We start from the raw sequence: 20,656 nt of genomic DNA on the forward strand, positions 1-20,656 counted from the left end.
AATCATCTACACCAATGACAGTGCAATTTCAATCATATCTGTAAATGCACGTTCCCTTTCCTCAGGTGTTGTTGACGTTTCATGAATTAAATGATCGCTCACTGTGAACACACCTAATGCTTCGACACCAGCGTAAATTGCATTCATGTATAATGCAGCTGATTCCATTTCTACACCTAAAATACCCATACGCATCCAACGTTCACTCGCTGTTGTATCCGCGTTATAGAAAATATCACTTGATAACACATTACCTACATGATGACGTACACCTTTGTCACGTGCTGTTTCAACTGCTTTTTCTAATAACTGATAAGAAGCAATTGGCGCAAAATGACCTGGTAATTGATATTGTTGAACGTAATTTGAATCAGTAGAGGCACCTTGTGCAATAATCACATCATATAAATCAATGTTTTCTTGCATCGCGCCACAAGAACCAACGCGAATTAATTTTTTACAACCAAAAGTATGAATTAATTCATAAGAGTAAATGCCAATAGATGGCATACCCATTCCTGAACCCATGACAGAAACTTTTTTACCTTTATATGTTCCGGTAAAACCAAACATGTTTCGCACTGTATTGAACTGTTCCACATCATCCAAATATGTTTCTGCAATGAACTTAGCTCTTAACGGATCTCCTGGCAATAGAACCGTTTCTGCAATTTCGACGTCATTCATTGGTTTAATGTGTGGTGTTGATTTCATAAAATATTCCTCCCAATATTTGTATAGTGATTTGTCTATTTGTCTAACCATTTATATAATAATATTTTTTAAAAGCGCTTTCAAGCATTACATTTTGACAATATTAAGAACATTTTACAGTTATAGCTTCTAACCTTGTATAAAACTAATTTTCAAAGCCTATCTATGTTTAATTTTTATAATTTTTCCAAATCGAGTAAAAATTATTGTATGATGAGAGTGATTAAGTAACTTTATGGAGGTTGTCTACGTGACGCAAACACAACCAAAATTTTTAACGATTTATAATACGTTATATAAAGAAATTCAAATAGGAAAATATCCGAGTGGCCATGCATTACCTACTGAAAAGGAACTTTGTGCGCGCTTTGATGTCAGTCGTATGACTTTGCGCCAAGCTATAAAATTGTTGGCCGAAGATGGCATCGTTGAGAGTACAAGAGGGAAGGGACACTTCGTTGTTCCACAAACAAATGCCCAACACGCTTCAAGTATGGATCAATTTAAGCATCCACTTGATCAAATATTATTAGATCGTGTATCTATGTCATCAATTAATTATCGTGTTGATTTAGAAAGTGAATATACAAATCATTTGTTTGCAAACCATCCTTCTGCCGTCATTGCAATGGAACGCTATTATCAAAAAAAGGACAACCATTCTAAGCAAGCTGATGCATTTTGTTTTACCTTTATACCGTTAAATGTCATTGACACATTTAAAGTGAATACACAAAACGAAGACGACATGAAAGCGTTCGTTGAGCAAACAATTTATAGCAATGCATATCAATCAGATTTAAAAATGTCTATTACCAAAGCACCTCACTTCAAAAATCATAGTCACGTGTTTGATGGTGATACACATTGTTGGTTGATTATTGAAACATTGTACGCACAAACACCTTATCCAATTATGATTAATAAGTGGTATATTCCACAGGAAATCTCTGAATTAACACTGACACGTATAAGACAATCAGATTATTAAAATTATTGAAATATAAGAAATTTTGTGATGACTATTTAGGAAGTGGGCAAGAAATGGAAAAGCTTGTTACAAGCGCAATTTCATCAGTCAACTACTGCCAATATAACATTAGCGAGCCTAGGATATTGATTTATGTCCTAGGCTCGCTCATATAATCACACGATTTTTTTATTATTAATCGTATTATGTTTATTTATTTGTTGAACGTCGTCTAAATAATTTTGTTATTCGATGTGCGCTCTTCTCGAAACATTGAGTTCACAAGCACAGAGAACACAAGTAAAGTATTCATCATTGTATATGATTGTACTGTTTTATTTTGCCACTTTTACGTGCTATCCCATTACACAAAAACGAATAAGTAAAGATATTAAGTACAAAAAAGGTGAAACACCTTGTAGATGCTCCACCTCAATTATATTAAGTTATATTATTTTGCTGCTTGGTATAATTCATCAACTTTTTTCCAGTTAACAATATTCCAAAATGCAGTCATATAGTCTGGACGTTTATTTTGATATTTCAGATAGTAGGCATGCTCCCAAACATCAAATAGTAAGATTGGTGTCTTGCCTTCTGTTAATGGATTATCTTGGTTTGGCGTTGTCACAATTTCTAATTTTCCATCATTAACAACTAACCAAGTCCAACCTGATCCAAATAATGTTGTTGCTTTATTTGCAAATTCATTTTTAAATTCATCTAAAGTGCCCCACTGCGCTTTAATGTCGTCTATTACGCCACCTTTTTCTTCAGAATTAGGTGATAGTATTTCCCAGAATAATGAATGGTTAAAATGACCACCGCCATTATTACGGACTGACATCCTCATCGCTTCCGGTACCTTGTCTAGGTTAGCAATCATATCCGCTAGTGATTGATGCTCTAACTCTGTTCCTTCAACTGTTGCGTTTAATTTCGTCACGTACGTATTGTGATGTTTGTCGTGATGAAACTCCATTGTTCTTTGATCTATATATGGTTCCAATGCATCATATGCATATGGTAAATTTGGTAATTTAAATGCCATAAGTATATTCCTCCTTTTATGAATATACTTTTATAATAATTAATTTCGGGTGTGTTTTGCAATAATTATTATTTATTTGTTATATCCAATTATATAAAATTTAAATATTCGAAATTGATATAATATTTAATATTGAATGCAAAAAGGCATTTAACTGCTTTTGTTAACCGCTTTTAAAAAGAATTAAAAAAGACAACTTCCATTTTTCAATAAGAAATTGCCTTTTCTTCTTCATCTTAAATTTCTAAAGTATAGCGTTACCGATACTTAAATTGTTTTATGTCGAAGATGCCTCAATATTTGCCATACGTATTGATTTTTCATAGTCATCATTAATAAAAGATAAACTACTATACCAATCGCAATTAATAGCAGCGTAGCGTACATTGTAGGGGGCAAATAATGATTGACCACACCAAGTACAATAAACATCATAACGGCAGCAATGACACATTGAATCGTACTTACAATATTCAACTTCACATTGATTTTAGTAATATCAATAAATCGCCAAATGAGCAAGAAAAACTCTGTAATTAAACGCGCAATAGCAGCACCGTAAATTCCATAAAAATATATCAAAACAAGACATAATACTAAATTCATTACCGCACCAATAGTAATTGACGCATTATATAATCTTATTTTATTCACTATTAATAAATATTGCCTGCTTATCAACATATTTAAAGGAATGATTAATACAAGTATCGCCAAAATGGTCATCAATGGGACAGTTGATGCGAATTCCTCACCAAAGAACCATAAATAAAATGATGGCATAATTGCAATTAAACCAAAGACCATAGGTACTGTTAATATCAATTGAATATTCATATTATTAGCTAACGTTTTAGTTAAACTATGTGATTGCTGGATAGACATTTTGGTAATACGCGGAATCATTACAAGATCAAATGTATTAATCATTATGATTGCGACCGTTAAAATATTAAATGCGTTAGAAAAGATACCAACTTGTTGGTATGTGCCTACTAAACCAAGAACAACGCAAGAAATACTAGTATATAAGTTGAGCTGTCCATTTGGTAATAAGTATGCTAATGACGAACGAAACAATTGCCAGACGTGTATCCAATTAACTGAAACAAAGCTAATGTATCGTTTTAAATAGATAAACAAAGGTAATTGGTTTAATACCGTCACAATAGCAATAGTAAATACATACAATGATAAATCTGATTGATCTTTGACAAAGATAACAACTACACTTAATACAATACCAGACGCAACAATATTACTAAGGCTAGGGATTTTAAACTTTTCAGTTCCAGCATAAAACCATGAAATATCGAGTGCTGCACCTATAATATAGATTCCTTGTAGTAGGAAAATAAGATAGTAATCATCTATAAAGATTGTAATCACAGCGATATACATCGCAAAAACTGTTAGCGACAATAATAATTTACTAACAAAGATATCCCAAAACTGCTGAGACAATTGCCGTTTGTCGTTAACGGACTTCGCGATAACTCTATTAAAATATAACTGAACGCCAACACTTGCAATCATCAAAAAGTATTGTACGATATTGAAAGAAAATGAAACAATACCCACACCACTGGGACCAAATGCACGTGAAATAATGGGTATTGTAATCAGTGGTGTCATCGTCCTAATCAATTGGTATAGCCCTTGATAAATAATATTTTCTTTTAGTGAATCACTCTTCATTACGATCCCTTTCCATCTTTTCATATTGAACAATAAAGACGATAATTCCTAAAATAAATGCGACATATCTTGAGTTATTAAACGATACTGTTAAAAAGTAAATCAGCATCGTCAACATTACAACAATTGCTGTTACATTTTTCCCAGAAATGTTAAATCTAAATAATTCAAACAGTAAATAAAGCATAAATATGATAAATAATGCACCGAATAAAATGCCCCATTCCGCAAAAATCTGCAAATATGTATTATGGGCAACAAGTAAAATACCATTAATTTGCGAGCCAATATGTACATAATCCACTAAGCCAACACCAAAACCTAGTGTATATTTAATTACTGAAATGGCATTTATCCATACAACACTTCGCTCAGATCCACTATCATTTAATGATGCAAACCCCTCTTCAAAAATAGAAGCCATTCGATCTAATGACGGTAAGGCATCAAGGTCGCTTAATTGGAATAAATAGTAGTTGATATTATAAAAGGTAAAACAAAGTAATATCAGCATAATCACTAACATACTCACAACACCTACCGCATTTCTGCTAAATAACTTTTTAATAAAGAAATAAATGGCTAAGACGATTAATATGATAAACGCAGTCTTAGATCCGGTTGTAGTTAATGACCATAGCAGAATGCCACATCAAGAACCTTGAATACATAATTATGAACATACTTGTATGCAAGTACTAATGTGATAATCTGTGTCATCGCGAAATAGTTAGGGTCATTCATTAATCCTTTTGAACGTATTTCATCAAAGTATAACAATTTCATTAGTAAAGGGGACTTGTTCAAACCGGCTATAATACAAAATAGACCTATAGTCACACTGCTTATAATATAAGAAGTAACGATCACTTTTTTGCTATTACCTAACTTAAAGATGATCATCCCTAAATAGAAATAAATGACTACAAATGCATATTTAACTGTAGATGCAAGAACTTCCTTAACCGTAATAAATATCAAATCATCAAAAAATAGTAAACAAAGCGTAATAATCATACGATATGTATACAAAATAATGAAAAACTGTAAAAAATGATTTGCCTTTAATAAATGGTTAGCGAAAAACAGTAAATAAACTAATATTAGTAATGTGATAAAGTCAGCTATAGAAACATTCACACCGGCAATAACCGAAGATTGCTGAATAAAAACCGCTAAACCGATAAGTAACAATGTTAGTAATTTACTATTGTGTTGATTTTCCATTATAAACGTCTTCCACTTCTTTAATCATTTTCTCCTCAGTAAAACATTCTAAATAACGTTTTCTAGATTGATTACTCATTTTGATGTAATCACTGTCTATTAAATATTTTTCCAGGACTTTGGCAATAGTTTCGGGTTGGTTGTTCATCATACATATACCATTATCAGTTACTAATTCTGAAATACCGCCAACATGACTGGCTATAACAGGCAAACCTGTAGCCATAGCTTCGATAATGCTAATTGGCAAACCTTCATGCTTACTTATTAAAATAAACGTATCGTATTGTGATAATAAATGACTCGCATTAATGACATTGCCCAAAAATGTGACATCATTTTCTAACCCAGCTTGTACAACTTGTTGCTGACAATCATTTAATGTAGGTCCATCGCCTATAAATGTAAAATGCGCATGATTACTGTTATGTAATTTCAATATCTCTATTGCCGCGATTAGATTTTGTGGCAATTTTGGATAAGCAAATCTTGCAATCATAACAAATTGATGCTTTGTCGGGGCATTAATCTGTAAATCTTGTTTATTAGGCAACATTCCAACTACTTCGCCAATATTGTTATGTGATTGGCTTTTTAGCGTTTGCTTAACAGCGGGAACATCTGCAATACCATTATGTATTGTGGTTAATTTCAATCGATTAAATCGATATTTTAGCGCTAACTGTTTATCGAAATCTGAAACACAAATAATGCTATCTGTAATACGTGACATTAATTTTTCGATAACTAGATATAGAAATTTTTTAGCTGGTTTAACACCCTCTGTAAAAGCCCATCCATGCGCTGTAAAAACTACACGTGTGTCTTTCGATTTCGAAATGAACTTCGCAATTCGTCCGACCGTTCCAGCTTTGGAAGAATGTAAATGGATAACATCAGGTTTAATTTTCGAGAATAACTGTGCTAACACTTTGACAGCTAAAATATCTTGTTTAAAGTCAATTGGACCTACTAAATGTTCGATAATAATTACATTAACTCTTGCATCTAGTTGTTCAATCATTGGTCCATGATTGCCTACAATGACATAAACATCATGGTGTACGCAAAAATGGTTGGCGAGTTGAATGAGATGTGTTTGTGCACCACCATTGTCTGCTTTAGTAATACAATATATAATTTTCAACTGTTACAAACCCCTTTAACGCTATACTTTCAATTTCTTAACATAGCTATCTCATCAGATGAATAGTATTTATAGCCATGCAAATCAATGATGGCACATATTTCTTAATGCCATTTGATACTGTCTCAAGGGATTCCTCGTTATACTGTAACAATTGGTCACAATCTTTAAAATGTAACTTTTATTTGAACTTATTAAGTAAATTAAGACTACCTTGAGCCTTCCCCTGTAATAACAACCATCAATGTTCTAATTGATATATATAGTTCCATCATTAAACTACCTTTATGTATATATTTCATGTCATATTTCAGTTTTTGTTGCGGTGTTAAGTCATATCCACCTTGAATTTGCGCAAGTCCTGTTAACCCTGGTGTAACAAGACATCTTTGCTCGAAACCTATCACTTCTGAACTAAATAATTCTACAAATTCCGGACGTTCCGGGCGTGGTCCAATAAAACTCATTTCCCCTTTAACAACATTAATTAGTTGTGGTAATTCATCAATGCGTGTTTTACGAATAAACTTACCGACATTTGTTATACGATCATCATCTTTATCAGCCCATTGCGCACCATTTTTCTCTGCGTTTTTACACATCGAACGTAATTTGTATATTTTAATTAATTTACCCATCTTCCCAACTCTAACCTGACTATAAATAGGATTTCCTGGCGAATCTATGACAATAGCAATGGCGAATATGAACATAATCGGAAATGTTAAACATAATAAAACGATACTTAATACTAAGTCAATCGCACGTTTAATTGGGTAATAGCCTTTTCTCACTTCTTCGAGTGCATCTAATTTTCTTTGATAATTATAATTTTTATTTATATGAACATCTTCAATGTTATTTTTATGACATTTCCACTTCTTTAGCTGTAACTTCTTCAATATTATCTACCTCAAAATTAAAGTAATCCTTTAAACCTGTTTCTACTGTATATTTAGGAACAAATCCTAATGCCTTTAAGTTAGAAATATCTGCATAAGAATGCTTAATATCTCCTTTTCGTGCTTCTTTAAATTCATGCTCGACTGATTTTCCATATAATTCACCAATAATACGATAAACCTCTAATAAATTAGTAAAAGTGCCTGTACCAATGTTATAACCGTGTCCAATTGCATCTTTGTGTTCCATAATTAAGCGTACAGATTGAACAACATCATATACATATACAAAATCTCTAGTTTGCAGTCCGTCACCAAAAAATGTAAATGGCTTGTTATGCTCAAATGAATCGAACATCTTTGAAATCACACCTGAATATTGTGACTTAGGGTCCTGTCTTGGCCCAAATACATTAAAAAATTTAACAACCGCTGTTGGTATGTTATATAACGAGCAATAATTTAATGTCGTCCGTTCGCCGTAATATTTATCTATTGCATATGGTGATAATGGTAAGATTAATGATTGATCATTTTTAGGTAAATCGGGAAGATCACCATAAACAGCTGCTGACGAAGCAAAGATAAAACGTTTTATACGACTATTATATTTTTTAATGATTTCTAACAATCTTAATGTTGCTACGACGTTTATTTCCTGAGATAAGATAGGTTTCTCAACCGACTCAGCAACACTAACTAATGCTGCTAAATGAATAACATAATCAAATTGATATGTCTTCATGATTTGTTCAACTGCATCATATTCACGAATATCTAATTCAAACACATGATCGTCAGCCAAACTTTTAATATTTTCTCGTTTACCTGTTCTATAGTTATCTAGAACATAAACATCATAATCTTGTTGTAAATCATCTACTAAATGCGACCCAATAAAACCAGCCCCACCAGTTATCAAAACTCTTTCCAAATCTTCCACCTCTTTTATACATTAAAAATATATCATAAAAACATAAAGTGTTGTAAGCTTTTTATCGATATTTTTTATTTATAAAAATAAAATGAGATAACTTTGTGAATTTTTATTGAGATAAATTAGATAGTGGGGTTTTTGTGATATTTTATAATATCTTGAGTGTGTTAATACTAGTAATGCTTTCAACTGATGCATTAGACAGTGACATCATAACTCACTTAAGAACTTCGCTTATTAATTTTCTACCAATACAATCCCTTCTAAGTGCACTAAAAAATCCTTACTGCTAAGTGATTAAACTTAACAATAAGGATTTATTTATCATTAGTGGATGATTATTAACGGAATCTCATACCACCATCTACAATAATTGTTTGTCCAGTAATGTAATCAGAGTCTTTACCAGCTAAGAAGCTCACTACATTTGAAACATCTTCTGGTTGAGAAACTCTGCCCAAAGCAATCTGACTTGTAAATTGTTCCCAGCCCCATGCTTCAGGTTTACCTGCTTCTTCGGCTGTTGCCACTGCGATACTTTCCATCATTGGTGTTTGAACGATACCAGGTGCGAAGGCATTCACAGTAATACCTTCAGACGCTAAATCTTGTGCGGCTACTTGTGTTAAACCTCGCACTGCGAATTTTGTACTGCAATATAAAGACAAGCCTGGGTTACCCTCAACGCCTGCTTGAGATGTTGCATTGATAATTTTACCGCCATGATTGAATTTTTTAAATTGTTCATGTGCGGCTTGAATACCCCATAGCACACCTGCAACGTTCACGCCATATACTGTTTTAAACTGTTCTTCAGTAATTGTATCGATTGGTGTTGTTGGTCCAAGGCCGGCATTGTTAACCATAACATGGAAATCGCCAAATTGCGCTGCAGTTTGTCTTACTGCATTAAATACATCATCACGGTTTGATACGTCTGCTTTGATAGCAATAGCTTTTGTACCATCACTTGATAATTTAAGTGCAGCTGCTTTTGCCCCTTCTTCATTGAAATCAACAACTGCTACTTTGAAACCATCTTCCACTAAACGTTCTGCAATTTTAAAACCAATCCCTTGTGCTCCGCCAGTTACTAATGCTACTTTGTTGTTTGTCATAAAGATCACTCCTCAAATTACTTTCCTTTAATTACATTTTACTCCTCTTCATTTGAATAGTACAACAAAGGTAACTCCATTTAACAAAATATTCAGATATTTAAGGTATAGTTAAACGCACTACCTTTAGTGATTGGCAATGCGTTTAAATGTCGTTTTAAAAGTGCTTATGTTGAATATTATTTTTTAAGTCTCTCGATTAGTTTGTTATCAATCTTTTTTCGAGACATGGTCTTTTGATTCAATCGGCGGTTCCGTATTATCACTGTCAACTTTAGTTGTAGCTTCATCTTTATGTACTTCTTCGTTTAATCCTTCTAGGTTTTTAGTCGTGGGATTTTTAAACTCAGGATGTTCTATCATGTCTTGACTATCAAGTTTCTTTTTACACGTGTCTTTATGTGATGCTTGATTTGCGTCAGTACTAATCTTTTTTAATATTTCACTTGAATCAAGGTGAATATCAATTGTTTTGTCATCAATTAGTTTTTTATTTCCCACTGTATGTGCTACTTTAATTGAATCATCACTATGTTTTATCGAGACAGACTTGTACACAAGTTTATAACGTATTTCTTGTTTAGAAGCTCCTTTGTGACTTTGAACAGCAACAGTATTTTCTGCAGATAAAGATTTTTTTCTAATAAAAAGAGAAATGGCTACAATAAACCAAAGTATTGCAGATACAAAGTTGTATAATAACGCAGCAATAATCGCATATACAACTAATATGATACCTTTTAAAATTCTTCTTTTAGATAAGTCAAATGCTAGTACAGTAACAGGTAAGACTGAAAATATAATTAGACATGTAGCAAATATCATAAATGAAGTGGGTGTTTTTAATAAATCTCCAATTTCATTACCTGTTAACAAAAATAAAAATCCAAAAAATGATCCAAAAAATAATGTAAATATATATATGAGCAAAGCTATAATAGCCATGTATGCTATTTGAATATATATACCCATCCATATTAATATCAATTCTATATTTTTCCTCATGCTCATTCCCCATTTATTTAAACTTTATACACTACCACAAATATTCGCTTTATTCTTTAGTAATTTTATCTTTAGATTCAAATTGATTCTCTGTACTTTCAATATCAACTTTTTTATTTTCATCATCGTCTGTCGATTCACCTTTTGAGTATTTATTCCAAATCAGAAAAATGCCACAAACCACCCATAACATTGATGAAAGGTAATTAAACATACAAAATGCCACAATTGCATAAACAATAAAAAGCGTACCTTTTACTACCATTTTATTCTCTAAGTTAATCGCGGTTAGGATAGGTGGTAAAGTTAAGATAAGAATGATTACTAATGCTATTAAAACAGCTATTTCAGGGCTTGCTCCTTCAACATTTATAAAAATGATGAAGGTTGTCATACTAACAATAACGACGTTATAACATATTTGAACTACGATGCCTATCCAAATAGCGATTTTTCCTATAATTAAATTCATGTTCATGATTATTCCCCATTTATTTAAAATTTATACTTTACCTTAATATACCTTATTTTATTTAATTTTTATATGCAAAATACAAAAATGGAGAACTTTAATATTTATAAAATATCAAAAGTTCTCCACACTATATTGTTTATTATATTTTCGCTATCAATACGCTAAATCATCATATTTCTCTCAACATCACAGTAAAACTATTGCTCCACCAAGTATACTTTTTCAGTATAGCATCTCATATTGGCAAACTTATCTGCTAAAAACTGCTTCCAATTGCGCAGTTGTTCAACATCATCATCTTGTTTAAGTAATGCCAGTGGTACTTGAAGATTAAGACATCGTCCTGAAATATTAAAGCGTGTCACACCTGCTGGCACAGTTTCCCCTTTATGAACAACCGCTTCAATTTCCTTATAACTCAATGGCTGATACTTCATGAGTACATCTTGTTGAGAAAGACAAGGATATGTACCTTGTGCAATTCTCTCTACAGAACAACAACCACTATAACTTGCGACAACCTTTTCCCATACTTGAAAATGTGCTTCGCCTAAATCTTTTCTATACAAATATTGTTCTGTATCACCATGACACATCGTAATAAATGGCGCTTCTTGTCTTGTCTCAGTAGTCCATGGCAAGCGATGTTCTTGTTGTAACGTTTCCCACCACACACCAAATGGAACTTTATGTTGCCATGTACTAATTGAATATTGTGTTTCATGGATTTCTTGCACTGGAACTTTCTTACATCCTAACGCTTTCAAACTTGTATACCGATGCACACCATCTATAACCATATATCTACCATGTTGCATCGCTGTCACTAAAATAGGATGACGTATAAAATCATCTGCTTCAATACTACTTTTCGTCTTTTCCAATCTTAAAGGTTCGAATGTTTCGTGAAGATCAATCTTATCTACTGGTACCAATTTTAAATGTTCATGAATATGATTCAATAGTTATTCATCCTCCTTTGTTTGCGTTAAATAAATAAATTCAGGATGTGGATGGCTTAAGAAATCGTGATGTGAAATAGACCATCCGTATGCACCTGCATATTTGAAAACAATAACGTCGCCTGTACTGATTGCATCTATCTGTACTTCTCTAGCAAAGACATCTTTCGGTGTACATAATTGACCGACTAACGTTGTGTCCTGTCTCGAAATTGAAACTTTTTCAAATGAATATGGATTGTCTTTATAGCGATAAATGTCAAAAGGATGGTTATGCTGCCAAGATACCGGCAGTCTAAATTGTTGCGTACCTCCTCTTAAAATGGCATACCAAGCACCATGTACTTTCTTAATGTCTAGCACTTCTGTCACATAGTAACCAATGTGTGCCACAATAAAGCGCCCACATTCAAAGTTCAATGTCACATCTTCCATTTCTTGCTCAACGATAAGTGTTTTAAAATTTTCTACAAAATTATCCCACTCAAATTGGCTAGTTAAATCTGCATAGTTAACACCTATGCCACCACCAAGATTGATATGTTTGAGAGGAAATTGATGTTTTTCAGACCATGCCTTTGCTTTTTTAAAATAAAGTTTCACTACATCGACATGTAAATTCGAGTCTAAATTGTCAGAAATAGAATGAAAATGAAATCCATCTAAATGAATATTTGGCATTGCTAGCGTAGCTTCAATGACATCATCAACTTCGTCTTCAGAAATACCAAATTGTGTTGGGCGTCCTGCCATATGCAACGTTGCATTGGGAAATGGTCCTGCTAAATTAACACGCAATAAAATGTGTTGTGTCTTATCTTCATCTTCTAAGATGGCATTTAGCCGTTGTAATTCATGCATACTTTCAACATGAATACGCTGAACACCTTCACTTACTGCATATCTTAGTTCCTCGTCTGTCTTACCAGGGCCACCAAAAATAATATGATTTGCTGGTTTAAAAGCAAGACCTTTTGCTATTTCACCTTGAGATGCAACTTCGAATCCTTCAACATACTGACTAATTGTATCTAGGATTGTTCGTTCACTATTTGCTTTCATTGCATAGTACATCTGACAATTATTAGGCAATGATGATGTAATATGTTGCAAATGATGTTCCAGTCCGACTAAGTCATAGATATAATGACAAACTGGATAAGATTGTGCTTTTAATTGTTCAATAACGGGTTGAACTATACGCATTAGTCTTCATCCCCCTTCTGTTTAGACGTCGCTAGAGATGCACTTAAATGGCGATATATTTCTCCACGATCATCACCTAAAATAAATGTTTGTACACCTTGTGCCTGCCATTTTGCAATATCTTCATCTTCACGTGGTAATGCACAAAAATGTTTACCATGTGCATTCACAACTTCAAAAATATGTTGAACATGTGATGTTACTTGATCATCACGCGTTTGCCATGGTATGCCAAGTGACTGGGATAAATCTGCGGCACCTTCGACTATCATGTCTAAACCTTCGACTTGTGCTATATCGTCAATGGCCATAACCCCTTCAACATCTTCTATCATGGCAATCACCATAATATGCTCATTAGCCATCTCCATTGCATCAAGTAATGGTGTACGTCCAAATCTTGCCATGCGACCACCATTCAAACTTCTTAATCCTTGCGGGTAATAACGACTTAATTTCACAATATGCTCAACTGTCTCACGATCTTTAACGTGTGGCACAATAATACCTCTCGCACCCATATCCAACACTTTAATGATATCTCTATCTATCACTGCAGTGACACGTACAATTGGTATAATATGCGCTGCTTCAGCTGCACGAATTAAATGCGCTAGTGTCTCATCATTAATCGCCACGTGTTCTGTATCAATCACAACAAAGTCATACCCGCTTGCTGCGATAACCTCTATCATTAATGGGTCCGGTATAGAATTAAAAATGCCATAAACTGAATCACCATTGTTTAATCTATGTTTCAGAGATAGTTGTTGCATCAGTAATACCTCCTACACCTAATGGATTTGTAACATGATGAATTCTTAACTCGGAGTCACTTAATAATCGACGTGTCGTTAACTTTTCAACTTGAATCGTAGGTTCAAACAAATCGAAATGTTGATAGTTATTCAACTCTGGAAATGCTTCTTGATACGCCTCGATGATGCCTTTAACCCATTTCCATTGCAGCTTCTCATCGATATCATATTGCTTTTCAATAAATAAGATGATTTCGGCGATATTAATAAAGAAAAATGCATCATGTAAAAAGTCGCGTACTAAACGTTCGTCATCTGTTTCAATAAATGAATTACTATTCACTTTTTTATGTGCTTCTGGCATTGGCTTTAATGTCAGATGTGAAGCAGCTTCACTTAAATGCTCACGCTTAAAACGAACACCATCATGGAAATCTTTTAAGGCAATACGTGTAGGCCAACCATTTTCATGAATGAGCATCATATTTTGTGCATGCGATTCAAAGGCAATACCGTGATAATAAAGCATATGAATCATTGGACGAATCGCTACAGCTAAAAATTGCTTTGTCCAAGCTTCAGAACCATATTGTTTAATCCAATTTTCAATGAATGGTACACCATCCTTATCACTCGCATAAAGTGCATTAAATGGTATCGCATCCTCTTCATCGATTAACATATGATATATATTTTCACGCCATATAACACCTAACGCACCATAAACTTGAGTTTGTTTATAAGGCGAAAGTTGTGTATTTAAATAAGACTGTCCTAAGACTTCCCCTAGAAAAGCTGTCTTTAATTCATCTTTTAAATACGTATCTTGTTGCTGTATCTGCTTTAACCAATCCGTAATTTGCGCTGCATTTTCAATTGTATGAGGCGCCAACACTCGTTTCGTTGAAGTATTCGTTATACTTATTGGTACCTTTAAATAATATTTTGTCGTGTCTATTGGCGACATCGTACGAATCGATTGTTGAGGGTGATATAGCTCATCACTTTCCCCTAACCATAGTACTGTGCCATTAAGCCTTTCTTCAGCCAAATCAACTTGGATGACATGTTCAAACTGCCATGGGTGTACAGGTATCATCTCAACATCATTTACATGTTTGCCAGACGCTTCAATTTGCTGTACAAAATGTTCATAAGTCTTATCGCCAACTTGTTGACGTAACATTTCGTTAACTACAACATTTCTTGATACCGTCGTTTCTACTTTATCTTTGTCGATAGCTAACCACTGCAGTTTAACGTTTGGTACAAAGTCAGGACCAAATTTCAAATTATCACTCAACGTAAATCCTAAACGTGATTTGTAACTTGGATGATACTGATGCCCTTCCATCGCATAAAATTCATAGTCGTTAAATGTCTCAGGTGTTGCTGGTGGGGTTGATTCTCGATACTGCATACTTTGTGTATCTTTTAGTTCTGTCTGTAATAACTCGACAATAAATTGTTCTAGCTTTTCATCATTTTTAGGAAATGTAAATACAACCTCTCTCAATAATTGTGTATAGTCTGTTGTTGTATCTGCCTCATCTCCTACGACACGCTCAATTGGTGATGTGATACGTATACGATCAAAGCTATGTGTCTTTTCAGCAGTAAAACGATACTCTGAATCATGTCCTTCTATTGTAAAATGAACGACACCGTCTTGATATGACGTCTTATAAACAACGATATTCTCATAAATAAGTGATGATACCAGTTGGTGCATCACTCTAGTCTTTACACGATTAAGAATTGTTTGATTCACAATACGATACCTCCTTGTTATGACAGATTGGATTTGGTATATGTGTATAAATAGGGTTTGCACCACAATCATTCAATTTACTCATCAAATTCGCTTTAGCCGCAATGGTCGGCGTTTGATATAAATCTTCTACACAGTCAACAAATACTGCGTTATTCGCGTATTCTTTTTTCCAAGTCATAAGACGATGCGCTACAAGTTGCCATAACACAACTTCATTTCTAGTCGCTTTACCAATGGTTGATACTAAATGTCCTAAGTGATTTACTACAACGTAATATTTAAGACGATGCCATGCTTCATCATGTGCATATACAACAGGGCTTGATGCTGTCACAACATTTGGCACAAGTTGTTTTTCAGTAGCAATCGTTCTAGATAGACAAATGCCTTCAAGATCTCTGACAAAGCATACGTCGGGTATGCCACCTTTTAATTCAATTAATGTATTTTGTACATGTGCTTCTAGACTAATGCCTGTGTTACTAAACAGCTTTAATATCGGCAATAATGTACGATCCAAATAACATTCAAGCCATGCTTCTGGTGCTAAACCACTTTGCTCAATCACTTGTGATAACTTAGAGGTCGGTGAATCTGGCATCGTTTCAAATAATGACGCCAATACATGAATATCTTTATCAGCATGGTAATTTGGTATCCCTTCACGAACAATCATGGCGCTATTAGTTAATAAATCCATTTCAGGTTCAACTGTTTGCCCTAATGGATTCGGTAACAATGCACGATATCCTTCTTCAAACATCAATTTAAAATGGGGTGTTTCAACCTCATCTTTGACTGATGCGATAACTTGCGCGGCATCAATTGTCCGTTCAATCTGTTCAAGGTCATTCGTACGTATAAAATTAGTGATTTTAACGTGTATCGGTAATTTTAAATAAATGTTTAATGCTTTTGAAAATACAGTTCTAACCGAAGACGTCGGGTAAACTGAATCACCGGAAACGCCAAGGTCTTTTATTAAACCTTGTTCACTATATTGCATATACTGTGGATGCTGTCGCAACACATTGATTTGATAAGGATGTATTGGTAATAAAATAAAATCTTTAGGTATCTCTGATATGTCTATATCTGCTAATTGATACAACACTTTCTCAACCTGATTTTCTTTACCTTCTACATAGCGCGTGAGCAGAACATCTTGATGCACAGCTAAATAATGCAATTGGAATGATGTATGACATTCGGGTGCATATTTCTCTAAATCTGCTTCTGAAAACCCACTTGCACTCTTAGGAGTCGGATGAAATGGATGACCTAAATATAAAGATTGTTCTGAAACGATATAGCGATCCTCTGCGTAGTCTATTGTGTTACTTTGCAAATAACGCGCCGTGCGATGAATGCTATTATCGATGTCAGACATAATTTGCGCCATATGTTGTTGCACTGCCGTTTGATTATCTGCACTTTGAGCCATATGTTGCAAAATACGCGCAATTGCTTCTTTATAAGTTGTTAATTTTTTACTTTTTCCATCAATTAGCCATACCTCTGGATGATACATATGATGCCCCATCGCAGACCAATAAGCGAATTGACCTGTTAACGTTTCGAGCTCAGATAATTGTATAGACCATTGATGATTTTGAGGTGGTACTTGATATAAATTTTCTTCTCTAAAATATTCATTTAAAATGCGTTCGATAGCCGCATACGCTGCATGTTGTATTAATTCTTTATTTTGCACTTTTTTGTTTCAACTCCCATAATTTCATTAATGTGTGATCGTTGATTTGATTAGTGATGGTTGAACAAATTAAAAATAAACTACTTACTGCAAATACTATGCCCATAACGATAAACGTAGTAGCTGGTGTAGTATAACTTGTAATGGCAGCGCCACTAAGACTACCAATAATTTGACCAATAACTAACATACTGTTCGTCGTTCCAACAAACGTGCCTTTAAGTTGCTGATGACACGCATTCACGACGACAAACATAACACTTTGAATCAATGCACTGTATGTTAATCCTTGAAGTATTCTTGCAGCCATTAAAAACTCTATATTCGTCGCTAAACCTTGCAGTATCGCACTACAACCACATGCAATCGTGGCAAATATATATACTGATTTAACATATGATTTATCATTAAAGCGACCCCATAAAGGCGCGCTTAATATCGAAGCCGTCCAAAATGCGGACTGTAAAAATCCAATCACACTACGGTCATCTATCGCTGTATGATTCACTGATGAAGCAAGTGGTGATAATGCAGTTAGCATGCCATACATAGCAAAGTTTGCTAAAACGCCAACGATAATAAATCGACATGTTTGTTGTGTGCATAATAGACATTGAAATGAACGGCGAATACCTTTATTAATATTTGGTGTTTGTGATTTTGGCATATGTGTCGTTTCAATCAATTTTAATGCACCGAAAATACAGACAATAAAAGTAATAACGGCAATACTCATCAGTAACGCACTAAAACCTAATATCGAAGCTGTAACACCGCCAATTAATGGCCCCACAAGAGACCCTGCGCTGACTGAACTTTGCAGTTTTCCTAATACCTTTCCACGATCTTCAGCTGGCGCCTCTGCACTCGCAAACGCACTTGATGCATCAACAACACCACCAAATAGTCCCTGCAATAACCTCACAAGTACAAACTGTAATGGTGTAGTACACAATGCCATTAAAAATAAGCATACCGCCAAACCAAGTAACGCTCTTAACACCATCCATTTTCGGCTGATCTTATCACCTAGCTTCCCCCATATCGGCGAAGCTATCATCGTCGTTACAGCTGGAGCAGCAATCGCTATACCACTCCACAACTGTATTTCTACGACTGATAGATTTTGTAGTGATGCCATATAAATTGGCAATAATGGCACAAGTACTGTCAGTCCAGCAATCGCTATAAACTGACTGAGCCATAAAATGCGAAAGTTACTGCGCCATATAGTCTGATTAATCATATGTCACCATTGGATTTGGTACGGTAGTTAAACCTGAAGGCATACTACCTCCACCACTATCACGTTGATATAGCAATGGTAATAAAATTTGTTTAAATGGCCACGTCTGTTTATCAAATAAAATGTGTCTGACAGCTAGCTGATCAGTTGTAACCCAGGAAATAGTTGCCACTTCATTTTTTAAAATTTGTTTTAACAACGACATAAGTTCATGCTCACTTACACCAAATAAATCTTGAATTGCATCAATAATGGCATATAGATTTACCGATACAGCTAATGTTTGAAAATAAGCAAAGAATGTTTCCAAATCTTCATTAATTAGCGTATTAGGTGTATCTTCTCTGACGACATACTTCGGCAATGAAAGCTGATGTGCTGTTAGCCATGGTTTATAAATTCTGACAGTATCATGATCACGTAACACGCATTTTTGTACACGTCCATCTTCAAATGACAACAATATATTTTGACCATGCAACTCTGGTAATGCGCCGTATTGCATAAATGATAGTGTTACCTTTAAAAAGACTCGTGCGATATCTTCAAGTAACGTCATGACATCATTTTTAGAAATATTATCTTTTCCACAAATCATTTGATATAAGGTGCGATTATTTGCCGCGAGTGCTGCCATTGACACTAGCTGTTGCGTATCATTTTTGGCTAGCACTTCGGGATATTTTCTTAACTGAACAGTTAAATGACCTAATTGATCTTTGAAAATATCATTATCTTGACCCATATATGACCACCAAGCTGTTTCATCACAAACCATGACATACTTAGCTAGTGCTTCATCTTTTTCTATAAGCTGACGTAATAATTGTTCTGCTTGTTCTCCGTTTTTCATGTAACGCGTAGGCGTTAGCCTTAATGCGCCTAATGACTGCATTGCAAATGGTACTTTGACATGGTTATACGGTGCGCCAATATCAATTAATGAACGCATACTTGAAGATGACAGATAATCTCCAAATTTTAACGGTAATAGTACAACCAATTTTTCACTAATTTCTTTCGCAAAGACGTTCGGCAGAATATGCTGATATTGCCAAGGATGTACCGGAAATAGTACATAGTCATCTATTGATAACCCTTGATCATTTAACATGTCTGTCGCTTGTTCTTTTATAGGTGCTGTCAAATTTTCTAATTCATCAATATTTGCAGTATCGCCATGAATCATATGTGTCTTTTTAACTGCTGCAACCATTAAAGGAAATGATTGATTTAATTCAGCTTGATACACTTGATAATCCGCTTCTCTTAATCCTCTTTTTTCTTTAGCTAATGGATGAAATGGACGATCTTTTAAACTTGCAAACTGCTCTGACATCACAAAAGGATGTGACGCTAAATCTAATTCTGATAATTGTTTAGCAAGCTGTGTGGCAGCAGTAGTCAGTCCTTCTTCAACGCGAGCCACTTCCCATTCATGACTTAAATCACAATTCATATTAGCGATTGTTTGCCAAAATTCAGCTGCAGTTAGTGGTTGTTTAGACGTCCTTCTTTCTATCGTAATTGGTTGTGAACTTTCATAACGAAACATATTTAAAGCACTAAAATAAACAGGTATCTTTATTTGTTGTGTTTCACGTTTGTATATCAAAATGGTTTGTCCATTTTCTTTAGTAATCTCACTATTCGATACAATACCGGCTATATCTTCAAATAATAATGCATCAACTAAATCCCTTAATATTATCGTTTGTGCTGTATTGACTGCTGTATGATTCTGCAATGTTC

18 protein-coding genes and 1 pseudogene are annotated in these 20,656 nt (G+C 34.3%); 1 reads left to right on the forward strand and 18 read right to left on the reverse strand.

What is annotated here, in order from left to right:
• Window positions 1-6: 6 nt before the first annotated feature.
• A complete protein-coding gene (gene deoD / locus IDG45_RS03465; RefSeq protein ID WP_000843292.1) occupies window positions 7-714 on the reverse strand; it encodes a purine-nucleoside phosphorylase in 708 nt (235 codons plus the stop codon).
• Window positions 715-949: 235 nt separating this feature from the next.
• On the opposite strand from deoD, the gene IDG45_RS03470 reads away from it, so the two are divergent.
• Entirely contained in the window at window positions 950-1,705 is a 756-nt protein-coding gene (locus IDG45_RS03470) for a GntR family transcriptional regulator (protein ID WP_001798312.1), read from the forward strand.
• Window positions 1,706-2,135: 430 nt separating this feature from the next.
• Here the strand turns inward: IDG45_RS03470 and IDG45_RS03475 are convergent, their stop codons facing one another.
• From IDG45_RS03475 to sbnC, 17 genes and pseudogenes are all read right to left on the reverse strand, one after another.
• Window positions 2,136-2,735, reverse strand: coding sequence for a superoxide dismutase (locus IDG45_RS03475; protein WP_000874681.1), 600 nt, complete (start codon window positions 2,733-2,735; stop codon window positions 2,136-2,138).
• A 267-nt stretch (window positions 2,736-3,002) separates the two neighbouring features.
• Window positions 3,003-4,433, reverse strand: a complete 1,431-nt coding sequence (locus IDG45_RS03480; protein ID WP_000834102.1) for an oligosaccharide flippase family protein — start codon at window positions 4,431-4,433, stop codon at window positions 3,003-3,005.
• Window positions 4,423-5,660, reverse strand: a pseudogene (locus tag IDG45_RS03485) (O-antigen ligase family protein). The gene IDG45_RS03480 and the pseudogene IDG45_RS03485 overlap by 11 nt, the downstream one beginning before the upstream one ends.
• Complete coding sequence (locus tag IDG45_RS03490; protein ID WP_000692495.1) at window positions 5,641-6,807, reverse strand: glycosyltransferase family 4 protein; 1,167 nt, start codon at window positions 6,805-6,807, stop codon at window positions 5,641-5,643. Before IDG45_RS03490 ends, IDG45_RS03485 begins: the two are co-directional and overlap by 20 nt.
• Before the next feature lie 209 nt (window positions 6,808-7,016).
• A complete protein-coding gene (locus IDG45_RS03495) occupies window positions 7,017-7,709 on the reverse strand; it encodes a sugar transferase (RefSeq protein ID WP_000736077.1) in 693 nt (230 codons plus the stop codon).
• Window positions 7,672-8,652 carry an NAD-dependent epimerase/dehydratase family protein gene (locus tag IDG45_RS03500; RefSeq protein ID WP_072433290.1) on the reverse strand — a complete coding sequence of 327 codons (981 nt, stop codon included), beginning with the start codon at window positions 8,650-8,652 and terminating at the stop codon, window positions 7,672-7,674. Before IDG45_RS03500 ends, IDG45_RS03495 begins: the two co-directional genes overlap by 38 nt.
• A gap of 69 nt (window positions 8,653-8,721) precedes the next feature.
• Window positions 8,722-8,844 (reverse strand): hypothetical protein, encoded by a 123-nt coding sequence (locus IDG45_RS03505; RefSeq protein WP_014532536.1) that lies wholly within the window; start codon window positions 8,842-8,844, stop codon window positions 8,722-8,724.
• Window positions 8,845-8,987: 143 nt separating this feature from the next.
• Complete coding sequence (locus IDG45_RS03510) at window positions 8,988-9,764, reverse strand: (S)-acetoin forming diacetyl reductase (RefSeq protein ID WP_000183771.1); 777 nt, start codon at window positions 9,762-9,764, stop codon at window positions 8,988-8,990.
• 210 nt (window positions 9,765-9,974) lie between these two features.
• Window positions 9,975-10,769 (reverse strand): hypothetical protein, encoded by a 795-nt coding sequence (locus IDG45_RS03515; RefSeq protein WP_031927393.1) that lies wholly within the window; start codon window positions 10,767-10,769, stop codon window positions 9,975-9,977.
• Between the two features lie 49 nt (window positions 10,770-10,818).
• The gene (locus IDG45_RS03520; protein WP_001056924.1) at window positions 10,819-11,247 is read right to left on the reverse strand and encodes a hypothetical protein; all 429 of its coding nucleotides are present in this window, start codon (window positions 11,245-11,247) and stop codon (window positions 10,819-10,821) included.
• Window positions 11,248-11,441: 194 nt separating this feature from the next.
• Window positions 11,442-12,206: a bifunctional transcriptional regulator/O-phospho-L-serine synthase SbnI gene (gene sbnI / locus IDG45_RS03525; protein WP_111063699.1), complete on the reverse strand. Its 765-nt coding sequence runs from the start codon at window positions 12,204-12,206 to the stop codon at window positions 11,442-11,444.
• Window positions 12,207-12,209: 3 nt separating this feature from the next.
• A complete protein-coding gene (sbnH, locus tag IDG45_RS03530; protein ID WP_001223722.1) occupies window positions 12,210-13,412 on the reverse strand; it encodes a staphyloferrin B biosynthesis decarboxylase SbnH in 1,203 nt (400 codons plus the stop codon).
• Window positions 13,412-14,188: a staphyloferrin B biosynthesis citrate synthase SbnG gene (sbnG, locus tag IDG45_RS03535; RefSeq protein WP_001186803.1), complete on the reverse strand. Its 777-nt coding sequence runs from the start codon at window positions 14,186-14,188 to the stop codon at window positions 13,412-13,414. Before sbnG ends, sbnH begins: the two co-directional genes overlap by 1 nt.
• The gene (sbnF, locus tag IDG45_RS03540) at window positions 14,163-16,013 is read right to left on the reverse strand and encodes a 3-(L-alanin-3-ylcarbamoyl)-2-[(2-aminoethylcarbamoyl)methyl]-2-hydroxypropanoate synthase SbnF (RefSeq protein WP_072433288.1); all 1,851 of its coding nucleotides are present in this window, start codon (window positions 16,011-16,013) and stop codon (window positions 14,163-14,165) included. Before sbnF ends, sbnG begins: the two co-directional genes overlap by 26 nt.
• Window positions 15,922-17,658 carry an L-2,3-diaminopropanoate--citrate ligase SbnE gene (sbnE, locus tag IDG45_RS03545; RefSeq protein ID WP_001179899.1) on the reverse strand — a complete coding sequence of 579 codons (1,737 nt, stop codon included), beginning with the start codon at window positions 17,656-17,658 and terminating at the stop codon, window positions 15,922-15,924. Before sbnE ends, sbnF begins: the two co-directional genes overlap by 92 nt.
• Window positions 17,648-18,904 carry a staphyloferrin B export MFS transporter gene (sbnD, locus tag IDG45_RS03550; RefSeq protein ID WP_000610135.1) on the reverse strand — a complete coding sequence of 419 codons (1,257 nt, stop codon included), beginning with the start codon at window positions 18,902-18,904 and terminating at the stop codon, window positions 17,648-17,650. The genes sbnE and sbnD overlap by 11 nt, the downstream gene beginning before the upstream one ends.
• A complete protein-coding gene (gene sbnC / locus IDG45_RS03555; RefSeq protein ID WP_001179407.1) occupies window positions 18,897-20,651 on the reverse strand; it encodes a staphyloferrin B biosynthesis protein SbnC in 1,755 nt (584 codons plus the stop codon). Before sbnC ends, sbnD begins: the two co-directional genes overlap by 8 nt.
• Window positions 20,652-20,656 lie beyond the last annotated feature (5 nt).

The sequence above is a fragment of the Staphylococcus sp. EG-SA-10 genome (assembly GCF_017151945.1).
GTDB classification, from domain to species: domain Bacteria; phylum Bacillota; class Bacilli; order Staphylococcales; family Staphylococcaceae; genus Staphylococcus; species Staphylococcus aureus.